Annotated in this window: 16 protein-coding genes and 1 tRNA gene; 9 read left to right on the plus strand and 8 right to left on the minus strand. The window is 67.1% G+C overall.

Features of this window, described 5'->3' with window-relative positions:
* Positions 1-13: 13 nt before the first annotated feature.
* A complete protein-coding gene (locus ACHMXB_RS11310; protein WP_395398422.1) occupies positions 14-1399 on the minus strand; it encodes a cystathionine beta-synthase in 1386 nt (461 codons plus the stop codon).
* A 120-nt stretch (positions 1400-1519) separates the two neighbouring features.
* Between ACHMXB_RS11310 and ACHMXB_RS11315 the strand changes: the two genes are divergently transcribed.
* Both ACHMXB_RS11315 and ACHMXB_RS11320 read left to right on the plus strand, forming a co-directional pair.
* Entirely contained in the window at positions 1520-2653 is a 1134-nt protein-coding gene (locus ACHMXB_RS11315; RefSeq protein ID WP_395405238.1) for an SLC13 family permease, read from the plus strand.
* 148 nt (positions 2654-2801) lie between these two features.
* Complete coding sequence (locus ACHMXB_RS11320; protein ID WP_395398423.1) at positions 2802-3245, plus strand: VOC family protein; 444 nt, start codon at positions 2802-2804, stop codon at positions 3243-3245.
* Here ACHMXB_RS11320 and ACHMXB_RS11325 read toward each other — a convergent pair.
* A complete protein-coding gene (locus ACHMXB_RS11325) occupies positions 3235-3639 on the minus strand; it encodes a VOC family protein (protein WP_395398424.1) in 405 nt (134 codons plus the stop codon). The two genes, ACHMXB_RS11320 and ACHMXB_RS11325, sit on opposite strands and share 11 nt — an antisense overlap.
* Positions 3640-3791: 152 nt before the next feature.
* Between ACHMXB_RS11325 and ACHMXB_RS11330 the strand changes: the two genes are divergently transcribed.
* Positions 3792-4772 carry a DNA-3-methyladenine glycosylase family protein gene (locus ACHMXB_RS11330; protein WP_395398425.1) on the plus strand — a complete coding sequence of 327 codons (981 nt, stop codon included), beginning with the start codon at positions 3792-3794 and terminating at the stop codon, positions 4770-4772.
* Positions 4773-4930: 158 nt separating this feature from the next.
* Here ACHMXB_RS11330 and ACHMXB_RS11335 read toward each other — a convergent pair whose 3' ends face one another.
* Positions 4931-6604 carry an AMP-binding protein gene (locus ACHMXB_RS11335; protein WP_395398426.1) on the minus strand — a complete coding sequence of 558 codons (1674 nt, stop codon included), beginning with the start codon at positions 6602-6604 and terminating at the stop codon, positions 4931-4933.
* 33 nt (positions 6605-6637) lie between these two features.
* Between ACHMXB_RS11335 and ACHMXB_RS11340 the strand changes: the two genes are divergently transcribed.
* Positions 6638-6916 carry a putative quinol monooxygenase gene (locus tag ACHMXB_RS11340; protein ID WP_395398427.1) on the plus strand — a complete coding sequence of 93 codons (279 nt, stop codon included), beginning with the start codon at positions 6638-6640 and terminating at the stop codon, positions 6914-6916.
* A gap of 169 nt (positions 6917-7085) precedes the next feature.
* Here the strand turns inward: ACHMXB_RS11340 and ACHMXB_RS11345 are convergent, their stop codons facing one another.
* The gene (locus ACHMXB_RS11345; protein ID WP_102973877.1) at positions 7086-7523 is read right to left on the minus strand and encodes a co-chaperone YbbN; all 438 of its coding nucleotides are present in this window, start codon (positions 7521-7523) and stop codon (positions 7086-7088) included.
* A 399-nt stretch (positions 7524-7922) separates the two neighbouring features.
* Between ACHMXB_RS11345 and ACHMXB_RS11350 the strand changes: the two genes are divergently transcribed.
* Positions 7923-9023, plus strand: coding sequence for a LysM peptidoglycan-binding domain-containing protein (locus ACHMXB_RS11350; protein ID WP_395398428.1), 1101 nt, complete (start codon positions 7923-7925; stop codon positions 9021-9023).
* Between the two features lie 123 nt (positions 9024-9146).
* Here ACHMXB_RS11350 and ACHMXB_RS11355 read toward each other — a convergent pair.
* Positions 9147-9228, minus strand: a tRNA-Tyr gene (locus ACHMXB_RS11355).
* 118 nt (positions 9229-9346) lie between these two features.
* Positions 9347-9601, minus strand: coding sequence for a hypothetical protein (locus tag ACHMXB_RS11360; protein WP_395398429.1), 255 nt, complete (start codon positions 9599-9601; stop codon positions 9347-9349).
* 199 nt (positions 9602-9800) lie between these two features.
* Here ACHMXB_RS11360 and ACHMXB_RS11365 point away from each other — a divergent pair, with 199 nt between their 5' ends.
* On the plus strand, positions 9801-10292 hold the full coding sequence (locus ACHMXB_RS11365; protein WP_395398430.1) for a YajQ family cyclic di-GMP-binding protein: 492 nt from the start codon (positions 9801-9803) through the stop codon (positions 10290-10292).
* Between the two features lie 108 nt (positions 10293-10400).
* Positions 10401-10859: a GNAT family N-acetyltransferase gene (locus ACHMXB_RS11370; protein ID WP_395398431.1), complete on the plus strand. Its 459-nt coding sequence runs from the start codon at positions 10401-10403 to the stop codon at positions 10857-10859.
* 124 nt (positions 10860-10983) lie between these two features.
* On the opposite strand, the gene htpX is transcribed toward ACHMXB_RS11370, so the two are convergent.
* A complete protein-coding gene (gene htpX, locus ACHMXB_RS11375) occupies positions 10984-11853 on the minus strand; it encodes a zinc metalloprotease HtpX (RefSeq protein WP_395398432.1) in 870 nt (289 codons plus the stop codon).
* Positions 11854-11892: 39 nt separating this feature from the next.
* The gene (locus tag ACHMXB_RS11380) at positions 11893-13164 is read right to left on the minus strand and encodes an MFS transporter (RefSeq protein ID WP_395398433.1); all 1272 of its coding nucleotides are present in this window, start codon (positions 13162-13164) and stop codon (positions 11893-11895) included.
* Positions 13165-13240: 76 nt separating this feature from the next.
* Between ACHMXB_RS11380 and ACHMXB_RS11385 the strand changes: the two genes are divergently transcribed.
* Positions 13241-13735 carry a Fur family transcriptional regulator gene (locus ACHMXB_RS11385; protein WP_395398434.1) on the plus strand — a complete coding sequence of 165 codons (495 nt, stop codon included), beginning with the start codon at positions 13241-13243 and terminating at the stop codon, positions 13733-13735.
* Positions 13736-13765: 30 nt separating this feature from the next.
* Complete coding sequence (locus tag ACHMXB_RS11390) at positions 13766-15265, plus strand: catalase (protein ID WP_395398435.1); 1500 nt, start codon at positions 13766-13768, stop codon at positions 15263-15265.
* Positions 15266-15399 lie beyond the last annotated feature (134 nt).

The raw sequence follows: 15399 nt of genomic DNA on the forward strand, positions 1-15399 counted from the left end.
GGGGCTCCTTCGATCAGTTGCTGAGGTAGGCGAGGAGGTCGTGGCGGGTCAGGATGCCGATGGGCGCGCCGACGAAGGTCACCATCACGGTGTCGACGTCGGAGAGCAGTTCGCGGGCGGCGGAGATGGTCTCGAGCGAGCCGATCACCGGCAGCTTCTCCCCCATGTGCTCGGCGATCTTGTCCGTCAGCTTCGCCTCGCCGCGGAACAGCTTGGCGGTCAGGGTCCGTTCATCCACGGCCCCGAGGACCTCGCCCATCACCACGGGCGGCTCCGCGGAGAGGACCGGGATGTGGCTGACGCCGAACTCGTTCATGATGTTGATGACGTCGCGGACCGTTTCGTTGGGGTGGATGTGCACCAGGTCCGGCAGTTCCCCCGTCTTGAACTTGATGACCTCGCCCACGGAGGCCTCCTCGCCGCCGGAGAGGAAGCCGTAGGAGCGCATCCACTGGTCGTTGAAGATCTTGGCGAGGTAGCCGCGGCCGGAGTCGGGCAGGATCACCACCACCACTGCGTCCTCGGGGAGGTCCCGGGCGGTGCGCAGAGCGGCCACCACGGCCATGCCGGAGGACCCGCCCACCAGCAGGCCCTCCTCGCGGGCCAGCCGCCGGGTCATCTCGAAGGAGTCGGCGTCGCTGACCGCGAGGACCTCGTCCGGGACCGACTTGTCGTAATTGCCGGGCCACATGTCCTCGCCCACGCCCTCGACGAAGTAGGGGCGGCCGGTGCCGCCTGAGTAGACAGAGCCCTCGGGATCGGCCCCGATGATCCTGACCCGGCCGCCGTCGGACTCCGGACGGTCCGCCGACACTTCCTTGAGGTAGCGGCCGGTGCCGGTGATGGTGCCGCCGGTGCCGGCGCCGATGACGCAGTGGGTCACCTTGCCGTCGGTGTCCCGCCAGATCTCGGGGCCGGTGGTCTCGTAGTGGCTCAGCGGCGCCGCGGGGTTGGAGAACTGGTCCGGCTTGTACGCGCCGGGGATCTCCGTGACCAGGCGGTCGGACACGCCGTAGTAGCTCTGCGGGCTGTCAGGCTCGACGGCGGTGGGCGTCACCACCACTTCGGCGCCGTAGGCCGCCAGGACCGCGCGTTTGTCCTCACCCACCTTGTCCGGGACCACGAAGATGCACTTGTAGCCCTTTTGCTGCGCCACCAGGGCCAGTCCGACGCCGGTGTTCCCGGAGGTGGGCTCGATGATGGTTCCGCCGGGCTTGAGCTTGCCGTCGCGCTCGGCTTCCTCGACCATCTTCGCCGCGATGCGGTCCTTGATGGAGCCGCCGGGGTTCACGTATTCCAGCTTCACCAGGACGGTGGCTTTGACGCCCTCCGTGACGTGGTTGAGCTTGATGAGCGGGGTGTTGCCGATGAGGTCCAGGACTGACTGGGCGTACTTCATGGGTACCAACTTACCGTCTTGGGCCGCGTGATTGCCCCGTCAGGGTTCGGTGCGAAGATTGGGCGGTGGCACCCCGACGAATACCGAAAGAATGTGCGGAGCTACCTGCTGCCGGGCAGCATGCTTCTTGCCGGGGCAGGCTGCCTTGCCGCCGGCCTGCTGCCGTGGCCCGCGTTCGCCACGTTAGCGGGACGCACGGCACCCATCCTGGCCTTCGTGGTGGCGATGACGGTCGTCACGGAACTGGTTGATGAAGCGGGGCTGTTCCGCGTGCTGACGGACCGCATTTCGGCGCTGGGCCGGGGCAGCGTCTTCCTGCTGTGGCTCTTTGTGCTTGCCCTGTCCGCCATCGCCACGGCCTTTCTGTCGCTCGATACCACCGCGGTGCTGGTGACTCCCGTGGTGGTGCTGCTGGCTGTCCACGCGAAGATCCCGCCACTGCCGTTCGCCCTCAGCACCGTGTGGCTGGCCAACACCGCGTCCCTGTTCCTGCCGGTGTCCAACCTCACCAACCTGTTGGCGCAGTCGAGCATGTCCCTCAGCCCGCTGGGCTTTGCCAGGCTCATGTGGGCGCCTGCCGCCGTCGGTGTTGTGGTGCCGGCGCTGCTGCTGTGGCTGGCCTTCCGCCGGGACCTCGGTGGCCGTTACGGGCCGCAGCCTGTCCACGCGGCAAGCGACCGGACGCTGCTCCGGGCATCGGCCGGCACGCTGTTCGTGCTGCTTCCGGCTCTGGTTTCCGGTGTCCCCGTGGCGGTTCCTGCCGCCCTTGCGGCTGGGTTCCTGCTGGCCATGTTCGTGGGGCGGCGGCCGTCAGCCCTGCGCTGGTCGATGCTGCCGTGGCGCCCGCTGATGCTGACCGCCGGGCTGTTCATGGTGGTCGAGACACTGCACGCTCACGGCCTCACCGAGGCCCTGGCGCCCGCCGCCGGGGCCGGCGAGACGTTTCCGGATCTGCTGCGCCTGGCGGCACTGGGCGCAGGTTCGGCCAACATCGCAAACAACCTCCCCGCCTACCTGGCCCTGGAGCCCAATGCTGGATCGCCGCTGAGGCTGGGCGCGCTCCTGATCGGCGTGAACCTGGGTCCGCTCATTTCGCCGTGGGCGTCGCTCGCCACGCTCCTGTGGCACGAGCGGCTGCAGAGCCTCAACTTGCGGGTACGCTGGGGCGGCTTCGCAGTTGCCGGCGCCGCCGTGGTTGTCCTCGCGCTTCCGTTGGCGGTCCTGGCGCTCTGGCTGGGAAACGGGATGCCGTGACGGCCGGGGTGCCGCCCAGGTGCCGGTGCCCGGTTCGAGCCCGAGTACTAGCCAAGCTGTGGCCGGGCGGGGCAAGCTTGCTACGGCGCCCGGGACCGGGTGCCGATCATCAGCGCCGTTGAATCAGCGCCGTTGAAAGGAACGTGCCTTGGACTGGACCCTCGAAGTGGTTGTGCTGCCCGTGAGCGACATCGGCCGGGCTGTGGAGTTCTACCGGGACAAGGTTGGCTTCAACCTGGACCACGACACGCAGAACGAGCACATGCACGTGGTCCAGCTGACGCCGCCCGGCTCGGGGTGTTCGATCGTCATCGGGGATCTGCCCTCGCAGAACGAGATGGCGCCCGGCTCCATGCGGGGCCTGCAGCTGGTGGTGGCGGACGCCCAGGCCGCGCGGGACGAGCTGCTCAGCCGGGGCGTGGAGGCAAGCGAGATCACAGTTTTCGATGAGCGCGACGGCGGAACGTTCTTCGGGTTCAGCGACCCGGACGGGAACGCCTGGGCGGTGCAGGAACTCAGGATCCGCGCTCAGGAACCGCTCATCCCGGTCGAGGCCCGCGGCCGCTTCGGCGAGGAGCAGGTCAGCCCGTAGCGCCGTCGGCATCGGCGGGCAGGTTCTCCCAGAGCCCCAGGATATTGCCCTCGGTGTCCTTGAAGTAGGCGTAATGGCCCATGCCCGGAATAGTTTCTTTCGCCTTCACCACGGAACCGCCCAGCTGCTCGACAGTCTTCAGCGTCGCGTCGATGTCCTCGACGTCCACGGTGATGACAGGGCTGGTCAGCTCCCCGTCCCTGCCCATCATGCCGCCGTTGATGGCGCCAGGCTCGGTGGGCCTGCCGGTCTTTTCGTCCATCGGGGTGGTGACCACCACGTCATAGTCCATCTCAGCCATGGGGTCGATCCGCCAGCCGAGCGCCTGATTGTAGAAGTTCCTCGCACGGTCCCGGTCGTCCGCGGGGATTTCGAAATGCACCACGCCACCCATTGCCATCTCCTGCAACTTGAAGGAAGGGACGCGGCGGACCCGCGCCACACTCGGGATTGTAGTCCTGGCGCCGTCCCGGGTTAAGGGCCTGGTGAAACCCTCCCGGCGGGCCCGGCGGCGGCTTTGTCGGTCCGGCGTGCGACGATGAATGTATGACCATTGCTGACGCCCCGTCCCGGCTGGCAGCCGCGGCGGACGCGTCCCTGAGGTGGTATCCGGGCGGCCCGTATGACCTGCGCCGCACCCTGGGGATCCTGATGCGCGGCAACGGCGACCCCTCCTTCTCCTCGCGGCCGGACGGGCTGTGGATGGCGTTCACGACGCCGGATGGCCCGGTCACGCTGCGGCTCGCCGCTGCAGGCACGGGCCTGGAGCCATACGTCGACGCCCAGGCCTGGGGTCCCGGTTCCGGGGCTGCCCTCGCCGGCGTTCCCCGGCTCCTCGGCGCCGGGGACGACTGGTCGGCGTTTGACGAGCCTTCATTCACAGCGACGCTCCCCCACATGGTCCGTGAGGCCCGACGCCGGAACCCCGATGTCCGCCTCCCGTCCACCGGGCGGATGGTTGACTCCCTCGTGCCCACCATTCTTGAGCAGAAGGTCACCGTCATTGAGGCGCGGCGGGGTTTCCGCTACCTCATGTACCGGCACGGAACTTCCGCGCCCGGGACCGGCACGGTTGCGCCTCCCGGACTGCTGGTCCGGCCCACCGCCGAGGGATGGCTCCGCATTCCGTCCTGGGAATGGCACAAGGCGGGAGTCGGCCCGCAGCGCTCGGCGACTGTCATGCGCGCCCTGCGCTCCGCCGTCGCGCTTGAACGTCTGGCGTCCCTCCCGGCGGCGGAAGCAGCCGCCAAGATGCAGACCATCCCGGGAATCGGCGTCTGGACAGTGGCCGAAGTGGTGCAGCGGACGCACGGCTGCCCGGACTCCATCGCCGTGGGTGACTACCACCTGGCCGCGTATGTCGGCGCGGCGCTGACCGGACGGCGGACCGACGACGCCGGCATGCTGGCCCTGCTGGAACCGTGGACCGGCCACCGGCAGCGGGTGGTCCGCATGCTCGGGCTCAGCGGCTTCCGCAAACCCACGTTCGGTCCGCGCATGACCATCCAGGATCACCGCAGCCACTGAGCCGCCAGACCCACACCGCACCCTGCGACGCGCATAATCGCCAGCGCGGCCGGAATACCCGCAGCGAGCGGCAATATGCGAGTCGCCTGATAAGTTTCGCGTCGCAGGCGTCAGAGCGAGCGGGCCCTCGTTCCGGGGCCACAACTGTACGTTCGCGCTTAGAGGCCCAGCCGGGCGACGGCTTCCTCGCGCATCTCCACCTTGCGGACCTTCCCGGACACCGTCATTGGGAAGCTGTCGCGGACATCGACGTACCGGGGCACCTTGTAGTGCGCCAGCTTGCCGCGGCAGAACTCGGCCACCGCCGCCGCGTCCAGCGGTTCGGCTCCTGGCTTGAGGATGATGCACGCCATGAGCTCCTCGCCGTACCTGGCATCGGGCACGCCGATCACCTGCACGTCCTGGACGGACGGATGGGTGTAAAGGAACTCCTCGATCTCGCGCGGGTAGATGTTCTCGCCGCCGCGGATCACCATGTCCTTCATCCGGCCTTCGATCACTACGTACCCGTCGTCGTCCATGCGCGCCAGGTCGCCGGTGTGCATCCAGCCGTCCGCGTCGATGGCCTCCGCTGTCTTCTCGGGCTGGTTCCAGTACCCCTGCATGACGGCGTAGCCCCGGGTGCATAGTTCACCGATTTCGCCGCGCTCCACCACTTTCCCAGCCGGGTCCACGATCTTGCTTTCCAGCCGCGGCATGGTCCGCCCCACAGTTTCCGTCCGCTGCTGGAGCGTGTCACCATCGCGGGTCATGGTGGACACCGGCGACGTCTCGGTCATGCCGTAGCAGATGGCCACGTCCTTCATGTTCATCTCGGAAATCACGCGGTTCATCACCTCGATGGGGCACAGTGAGCCCGCCATGACCCCGGTGCGGAGGGTGGAGAGGTCGTACGAGGCGAAGTCGGGAAGCGCGAGTTCGGCGATGAACATGGTGGGAACCCCATACAGGGAGGTACCGCCGAAATCCTGCACGGCCTCCAGCGTGGCGGCCGGCGTGAACCCGCGTCCCGGGATGATCGTGGCGGCACCGTGGCTCAGCGCGTTCAGGTTGCCGATCACCATCCCGAAGCAGTGGTAGAACGGCACCGGAATCACCACGCGGTCATGTTCGGTGTAGCCCAGCAGCTCGCCGATCGAGTACCCGTTGTTGAGGATGTTGTGGTGCGTCAGCGTGGCGCCCTTGGGGAAACCCGTGGTTCCGGACGTGTACTGCAGGTTGATCGGATCGTGCGGGCCCAGGCCCGCCATGCGGTCCTTCAGTTCGGGATGTCCGACGGCGTCAGCCCGCTTGAGCAGCTCGGCGTACGTGAGCTCCTGCTCACCCAGGGGGACACCGGCGTCGAGCCCTTCCAGTTCGAAGTCCGGCAGGAACACGAGCTCACGGAGGTCCGGGCATCCGGCGAGCGCCTGGCGCGCCATCCCCACGTAGTCGCTGTTCCGGTCCGACGGCGCGGTGACCAGCATCCGCATGCCGTTCTGTTTCACCACGAACTCCAGCTCGTGGCTGCGGTAGGAAGGATTCACGTTGACCAGGACCGCCCCGATCTTCGCCGTGGCGTACTGCAGGATGGTCCATTCCGCGCAGTTCGGGCTCCAGATGCCGACCCGCTCCCCCTTGGCGACGCCGAGCGCGAGGAGCGCGCGGGCCAGCCGGTCGACGTCGTCGTTCAGTTTGGTGTAGCTCCAGCGGCGGGCATCAGCGCCCGGCACGGGGGCGGCCTCGATCAGCGCGTCGTGCAGCGGGAACTGCGCCACCACGCGCTCAAAGTTCTGGCCGATGGTTTCCTCGAGCAGGGGGACGTCCGCGTCCCCGGCGGTGTAAGCGCGCATAAGGCACGCTATCAAGCCGGTATTGTGAAATCCATGAGTGCACCCATCGACCTGCAGGCCACGTTCATCCCCAACGACGGCGAATTCTTCCGCGTGAAGCTCGCCCTGGAAATCGCCATTGACGAGGTGGTCAACGAACCCGGCTGCATACGGTACGAGCTCACCGAGGCGACGGAGGAGAAGCTGGTTCTGACCGAACGCTGGGAATCGGAAGAGGCCCTCGACGCGCACTCCAAGGGCGTTGCCCTGCAGGACCTGAATGAATCCCTCAGCGCCCTCCTGGCCGAACCTGCCCAGGTGGAACGCCTCTAGTCCTCCGCTAACAAAAACAACGCGGGGTCACTCCTCGCCCAATACCAGGTGGTTGTTGGGCGGAAAGTGACCCTCCCCACCCGCTCCCTACCCTCGCAAGCTCGGCCAGGGAACCCTGCGGGCGTGGGCCCCCGTTGCTGTTTAAGGTGATCTTAGAAGTGCGGATGCCTTAGAAGTCGGGGATCTGCGAGCCGTCCTGGGGGCCGGCGCTCTTGCCGGCGCTGTTGCCTGCGGCCGCAGCTGCCTCTGCCTGGGAGCGGGCCACATGGGCGTGGACTTCCTCCATGTCGAGCGCCTTGACTGCGTCAATGACCTGTTCGAGCTGCGGGGCACCCAGTGCACCCGGCTGTGAGAAGACCAGCACCTTCTCGCGGAATGCCATCAGCGTGGGGATCGAGGAAATGCCCGCCTCCGCTGCCAGCTGCTGCTCGGCTTCGGTGTCCACTTTCGCGAAAACGACGTCCGGGTGCTTTTCCGAGACCGCGGAGTACGTGGGGGCGAACTGGCGGCACGGGCCACACCATTCAGCCCAGAAGTCCACCAGGACAATGTCGTTGCCCTCGATGGTCGATGCGAACTGTTCACCTGTGATGTCAACGGTAGCCATGGTTCAACCGTACGCGAGCCGTGTCCGTAAGTCCCGCGGCCAGGCGGCTTGTTCGCTCCCCGCGTCACCGGGAATATTCTGCGCCCGCTGTTAGCCGTCCGGCCCCCGGGGCTGGCGTCGGCGGCCTGGCACACGGGCAACGGCGGGTACTGCGGGAAACAAGTGCCCGCTCCCGGAAAAACAGGTATTCCCTACTCGTGCAGTGCCTGTGCGGTGGTTCCATACTCGAATCAGGCTGGGGCCGGCACGTTAGCGAGCAGCGTGCATCACTCATGAATAGCGGTCATGCGCCCCATATGCCGTGCTTCCGCCCCCGTGGGCCCCAGCGCCTCCTGTGTCTGCGCGTCACCGTCCGCCGCGCACCCGGCCAGCCGCCTGCGCCGAAGCAAAAGGTCCGCCATGAACCAGCAGGAGACGCCAGATCCCCAGAACACCCCTGGCCACGAGAACGATCCGCAGCGCCCGCCGTCGGGGCCCCCGAGCTTCGTCAGGCCAGCCCCGGGGCGGCATGGACCGCTGGACGGCAGGCCCGGCGCCCGGGTGCTGCTCATCTCGGCCGCGGTGGCCGCTGCCCTGCTGGCGGCGTCGGCAGGCGTCAGCGCGCTGGTGGCGTCCGACGCCGGAAGCGGGGCCGCCGTCGGCCAACCCGCCGCCGTCGAACAGTCGCCGGCCCCCACTCCATCGGCAGCAGAAGCTGCGGCACCTGCCACTGACACTCCGGCCGCGGCTCCCGCCGCCGCGCCTGCCGTGGTGCCGGTTGCCAAAGCCCCTGCCGCGGCGCCAGTTGCCAAGGCACCCGCGCAAGCACCCGTCAAGGCGACGGTCAAGGCACCAGCCACTGCCAAGGCGCCGGCACCGAAACCGGCAACGGCACCGAAAACCACAACGGTCCGCAACATTGCGCCGGCCCCTGCACCCAAGCCCACCACGTACCGGGTGGTTGCCGGCGACTCAGTCAGTTCCATCGCGGCTCGCTTCAATGTCAGCACCGGCGGCGTGCTGGCAGCCAACGGCCTGGCGCCCAGCTCCGTCATTTTCCCGGGCCAGACGCTGAAGCTCAGCGGACCCGCAGTGGCTGTACCAGCGCCGGCTCCCGCTCCGGCCCAAGCGGCGCCGGCACCTGCACCCGCCCCGGCACCTGCACCCGCCCCGGCACCTGCACCTGCTCCAGCGGTGCGGACGATCTACGTGGCTGGCGCCGGCGGCCAGGCGATGGTGGACAGCTGCATCGGCCCCATCCACTTCACGCCCACTGACGGATACTCGCTCTTCATCACAGAGCACGACTTCTGCGGCGGCTGGGCGCGGTTCTCAGGAATCAGCGTCGGTGAACGCGTCGACATCCCGGGCTACGGCTCCTACACGGTCTCGGCCCGCGGCCAGGTGCCGAACCCGGGCACCACCAACGACGTCGCTGCGGTGTTCGGCGGGTTCCCAAGGGCTGTCCTGCAGACGTGCATTCCGGGCACCACCCAGATGATCGTCATCGCGCTGAACTGACCGGTGACCGAGACGGGTCTTGCTCATTCGTGGCCTAGTACCCAGTCGCTCGTCAGCCCCGCTCCCAGACCCGGAAAAGCGAAAGACCTCCGGAACCAGTAGGTTCCGGAGGTCTTTCCAATGTGGCAGATGAGGGATTCGAACCCCCGTAGGCGTTGCCAGCTGATTTACAGTCAGCCCCCTTTGGCCGCTCGGGTAATCTGCCGAACTTCAAAAGAAGATCACCCCGGCCGGTGTTTCCATCAACCGCGGGCAAGACAACCTTACAGAACTTCTGCCGAAGAATAAAATCGGGGATCAGCGGGCCGAAAATCCGCGAAAAATCAGGCTCCGCCGAGGATCCGGCCGGCCAGTTTTGCCTCGAACCGCAGGGCCTGCTCCTCGGTGATCTGGTTGAGCTGCACGGCCCGCTGGAGATCTGCCTGCACTCCCTCCATCCGCGTCGAGGCGTCGGCGACGGGGCTGAGGATGATGGATGCGGCCACGGCGGCGGCGGCCACGGACGAGGCGGCGGTGGCGATGGTTCCGGCGGCTGCGGCCGTGGACCTGGTGACGTAGCGGACGGCCTTATGGGACATTGCTTTCCTTCCGAGCGGCTTCCAACTGCTACAACTCTGGGCGCCGAAACTTCGTTCCCGCCCTGACTTGGCTATGAGTGAACTGTGAATGCCGCCCACCTTCACTTACCCGCCATCCGTACTACGCTGGAAGCCAGATATCCGCACCCTGCCCGGAGCCTCAGCGCCCGGGTGACGCAGGCACCAGCAAGGGAGAGTCATGGCAGGCGAGTCCACATTCGACGTCGTAAGCAAGGTAGACAAGCAGGAGGTGGCGAACGCGCTGAACCAGGCGCAGAAGGAACTCGCCCAGCGGTACGATTTCAAGGGCGTCGGCGCCGAGGTCGACTTCAGCGGCGAGAAGATCCTGATGAAGGCGAACTCCGAGGAGCGCGTCCTGGCCGTGCTGGACGTGCTGCAGTCCAAGCTCATCCGCCGCGGTATCTCGCTCAAGTCACTGGACTCTGGCGAGCCCTACGCGTCCGGCAAGGAATACCGGCTGGAGGCCTCCATCAAGGAAGGCATCGCGCAGGACCTCGCCAAGAAGATCAACAAGCTCATCCGCGACGAGGCCCCGAAATCCGTCAAGTCCCAGATCCAGGGCGACGAGCTCCGCGTCACCTCCAAGTCACGCGACGACCTCCAGGCCACCATGGCCCTCCTGAAGGACTTCGACGAGGCTGACCTTCAGTTTGTGAACTTCCGCAGCTAGGGAAAATGTCAACGGGCCGGGGACGCACCAAGTCGGGTGCCCCCGGCCCGTTTGCGCATGTTGCGCACCCCGTCGCCGTGGAGGCGGGATGGCGAGAAAGGACGGGACATGAGTTTCGCGGTCAATCCCGAGCCGTGGGACGCCGAAGACGGCGTCGAGCTCCGCGCCATGCAGCGGGCAGAACTGGATGCCCGCTACGGCAGCGACGACCACGAGCCGGGTTCCGCGCCCAGCGCCGGGGACATCACCCTGTTTCTGGTGGCCAGGAACCCCGAGGGTGCTGCCGTTGCCTGCGGCGCACTTCGCCGGCTCGACGCCGGGTCCGCTGAGATCAAGAGGATGTACGTGCTGCCCGGCCATCGCGGAAGCGGCGCAGCCACGGCAGTTCTGAGGAGCCTGGAAGCCGAGGCCGCCCGCCTGGGCCTGACCGAGCTCAAGCTGGAAACCGGCACAGCCCAGCCCGATGCCATCCGCTTCTATGAGCGCGAGGGCTACCGCCTGATCGACAACTTCGGGCCGTACGCCGGCGCGCCGCTGTCCATCTGCTACGCCCGCTCGCTGGCCTGACGACGCGCAGCTAATTAGGCGACGCGCAAATTTCCGCCCGCTACGGGTATTCCCGCCGCGCCCGGCATTATGCGCGTCGCAGGGCGCGGTACGCGTCGCGGGGCAGGAAGTACGACGGCGGCCCTCAGCTGAGCGGCCGGCCCGCCATTCGTTCCAGGCGGCTGATGCGGTCCTGCATCGGCGGGTGCGTCGCGAAGAGCTTGCTGAGCCCGCCGCCGCGGAACGGATTGGCGATCATCAGGTGCGAGGCGTTGACCAGCCGCTGGTCCTGAGGGAGCGGTGCGGCCTGGACGCCCTGGTGGATCTTGCGCAGGGCGGAGGCGAGCGCCAGCGGATCGCCGGTGAGCTGCGAACCGTCCTCGTCGGCATCGTACTCCCGGGTGCGCGAGATGGCGACCTGGATCAGGGACGCGGCCAGCGGCGCCAACAGCGCCATGGCGATGAGGGCCAGCGGGTTCGAATTGCGTCTGTCCCCGCCGCCAAAGAACAGCAGCATCTGCCCCACCGAGGTGATGACGCCGGCCACCGCCGCCGCCACGGAAGAGGTCAGGATGTCGCGGTTGTAGACGTGCATGAGCTCGTGGCCGAGGACCCCGCGCAGTTCCCGCGGGGTGAGGAGCTGCAGAATCCCCTCCGTGCAGCAAACCGCAGCGTTCTGCGGGTTTCGCCCGGTGGCAAAGGCGTTGGGCGCCATGGTGGGCGAGACGTAAATCCTAGGCATCGGCTGGTTGGCGCGGGCTGAGAGCTCCCGGACCATCTGGTACAGCTGCGGCGCCTGGTCTTCGGAGACGGGATAGGCCTGCATGGACCGGAGCGCGATCTTGTCGCTGTTCCAGTAGCCGTAGGCCGTGGTCCCCACGCCGATTAGCGCCATGATCAGAATCGGCGCGGAACTGCGGGTGTTGGCCGAAATGAGGGCGCCCAGACCCAGCAGGATTGCCCACAGCACGCCGAACAGCGCTGCCGTTTTCAGTCCGTTGTGGTGATTGTGCACTTTGCCTCCACAGCTCAGAAGTCGGAACCGGCACCGCCGCTACGGAACGGGATTCCGCGCGTCGTACTCCAGAAAACCGGACTGCCGCCGCGCCACCAACCAGGCCACCACGATGCACAGGATGCCGCCGAGCAGCAGGACCCAGCCCTCAGTAAGAATTTTAGTGCCGCCGCCTGCCAGCATGTCGCCCAGCCGCGGCCCTCCGGCCACCACCACAATGAATACCCCCTGAAGGCGTCCGCGCAGGTGGTCCGGGGTCGCGGCCTGCAGGATGGTGGTGCGGAACACGGCACTCACCGAGTCGGCAATTCCCGCCAGCGCACAGCAGATCGCAGCCGGAACCAGCCAAAAGGTCACGCCGCCGGAACCGGACCGCCCGGCCAGCACCACCACGAGGCCGAACGCCGCAAAAGAGGCGCCCCAGCCCATGACGGACCACACCACAGCACTCCCCTGCCGCCGGACCGCGCCGAGCGGCCCGGAAAAGAGGCCGGCGAGGAAGGCACCCACCGCTACGGACGCCAGCAGGATGCCCACCGTGGTTTCCCCGCCGCCGATCATGAGGGCGCCGATGGCCGGCAGCAGGGCGCGAGGCTGGGCCAGGATCATGGCGATGAGGTCGAGGATGAACGTCATCCGCAGGTTGGGCCGCGTGCCCAGGAACCGGAAACCCTCCACGACGGACCGCATCCCGGCCCGGCCCGCCTCTGCCCCGGGCGGCATGGGCGGAAGCTTCAGCAGGGCCCAGAAGGCAAAGACAAAGCTGACCACGTCCAGCGTGTACGTCCACCCGAAGCCGACGCTGGCCACCAGGACACCGGCAAGCAGCGGCCCAGCAGTCATGGACAGTCCGAATGTCACCATGTTCAGTGCGTTGGCGGCGGGCAGGAGCTCTTTCCGCAGCAGCGCGGGAATGATGGCGCTGCGGGCAGGCTGGTTGATCGCCTGCGCACCGCTCTGCACGGCGACGAGGGCGTACAGCAGCCACACATTGCCCACCTGCAGCCAGGCCTGGAGGGCGAGCCCGCCGGTGGTCAGCCACAGCACCGCGGACGACAGAAGCGCTACCGTGCGGCGGTCGTGGGAGTCGGCGATGGACCCGCCCAGCAGTCCGCCCAGCACCAGCGGCACCAGGGCAAAGATGCTGAGCAGCCCGACGTACAGGCTGTCCTGGGTGAGCCGGTACACCTCCAGGCCGACCGCCACGAGGGTGAGCTGGCTACCCACGTTGGAAACCGCCGACCCAAGCCAGAGCCGCCGGAAATCAGGGCTTTCGCGCAGCGGAGTGATGTCGGCCAGAAGTTTTCCCACCCGGCAACTCTAGTCTCAGCAGGAACTTAGCCCCGCCTTATTGTGATCTAGTCAAAATAAGTGGTTCAATGGAGTCATGACCGATCACCCGGAAAGCCACGAAGCATGGGCCGCGGCCCTGCGTGCCCACGGCCGACGGGTGACCAAGCAGCGGCTGGCGGTGCTGGCCGCCGTCGAGCATCACCCGCATTCCCCGGCGGAGAACATCCTTGCGGCTGCCCGCGAGGAACTGCCGGAACTGACGGCGCAGTCCGTGTATGTGGTGCTGGGTGATCTGACGGACCTGCACATGTTGCGCCGGTTCGAACCTCCGCATTCCCCGGCGCTGTATGAGACGCGGGTGGGCGACAACCATCACCACGCGATCTGCATCAGCTGTGGCCGGGTGGAGGATGTCGACTGCGCTGTCGGCCATGCTCCGTGCCTGACCCCGCATTGGGGCGAGGATTCCCACCCCATGACCATCCAGATCGCGGATGTCATGTACCAGGGGATCTGCGGAGAGTGCCAGCGGGCCCAAAAACTTCCTGCAAACGTAACTGACAAATCCTCGACAGCCGTCGAAAACTGACACTGTCGAAAACCAACTAATAGGAGAAAGATGACTTCGAACATCTCTGCGCCTGCCGTGTCCACCACGCAGTCCGGCGCACCTGTCACGTCCGACGCCCACTCCAAGGCTGTCGGCGCTGACGGCGCCATCATCCTCACGGACCACTACCTGGTGGAAAAGCTCGCCCAGTTCAACCGCGAGCGGGTTCCCGAGCGCGTGGTGCACGCCAAGGGCGGCGGCGCATTCGGCACGTTCAAGGCCACCGAGGACATCTCCAAGTACACCAAGGCCGCGTTCCTGCAGCCCGGTGTCGAGACCGAGATGCTGATCCGCTTCTCCTCCGTCGCGGGCGAGAACGGTTCCCCGGACACCTGGCGCGACCCGCGCGGTTTCGCCGTGAAGTTCTACACCTCCGAGGGCAACTACGACCTCGTGGGCAACAACACCCCGGTGTTCTTCATCCGCGACGGCATCAAGTTCCCGGACTTCATCCACTCCCAGAAGCGCCTGCCGGGCTCGCACCTGCGCGACGCCGACATGCAGTGGGACTTCTGGACCCTCTCCCCCGAGTCCGCACACCAGGTCACCTGGCTGATGGGTGACCGCGGCCTGCCCGCCTCCTGGCGCGAGATGCAGGGCTACGGCTCACACACCTACCAGTGGATCAACGCCGAGGGCGAGCGGTTCTGGGTCAAGTACCACTTCCACTCTAACCAGGGCGTGAAGAACATCACCGGCGAGGAAGCCGAGGCGCTGGCCGGCTCGGACGCGGACTTCTACATCCGCGACCTGCACGAGAACATCGAAGCCGGCAACCTGCCCTCCTGGGACCTGCACGTTCAGGTCATGCCCTACGAGGACGCCAAGACCTACCGCTTCAACCCGTTCGACCTGACCAAGGTCTGGCCGCACGCGGACTACCCGCTGATCAAGGTCGGCACCATGGAGCTGAACCGGAACCCGGAGAACTACTTCGCGCAGATCGAGCAGGCCACCTTCGCGCCGTCGAACTTCGTCCCCGGCATCGCCGCTTCCCCGGACAAGATGCTCCAGGCCCGCATCTTCTCCTACGCCGACGCACACCGCTACCGCGTGGGTACCAACCACGCCCAGATCCCGGTGAACCAGCCCAAGAGCCAGGTCAACAACTACAGCCAGGACGGCGCGGGACGCTTCCTGTTCAACGCCCCTTCCGTGCCGGTCTACGCGCCGAACACGTTCGGCGGCCCCGCCGCTGTTGAGCCGCAGAGCCCGGCCGGCGGCTGGGAGAACGACGGCGAGCTGACGCACGCCGCTCACTCCCTGCACGCCGAGGACAGCGACTTCGTCCAGGCCGGCGCGCTGTACCGCGAGGTTTACAACGACGCCGAAAAGGCCCGCTTCCTGGACACCATCACCGGTGCCGTGGGCGGCGTGAAGAGCCCCGGCATCAAGGAACGCGCCATCCAGTACTGGACCAACGTTGACGCTGAACTCGGAGCCAAGCTCCGCGCCAACCTCGGCGCAGCCCCCCTCTCCGACGCCGAAGCCGCCAACAAGATCGGCTAGCAGCACCAGATAGCAACAGGAACCCCGCCGCGGCACAGTGACCCGTTCACAGCCGCGGCGGGGTTCCCTGCGTTCGGGGAAGATCCCCCCAGGCAGGCCCTCCGTTACGCCGTTCCGCTGCCGCAACTTCGGCA

Origin of the sequence: Arthrobacter sp. UC242_113 (assembly GCF_044054585.1) — a bacterium.
Taxonomy (GTDB): domain Bacteria; phylum Actinomycetota; class Actinomycetes; order Actinomycetales; family Micrococcaceae; genus Arthrobacter.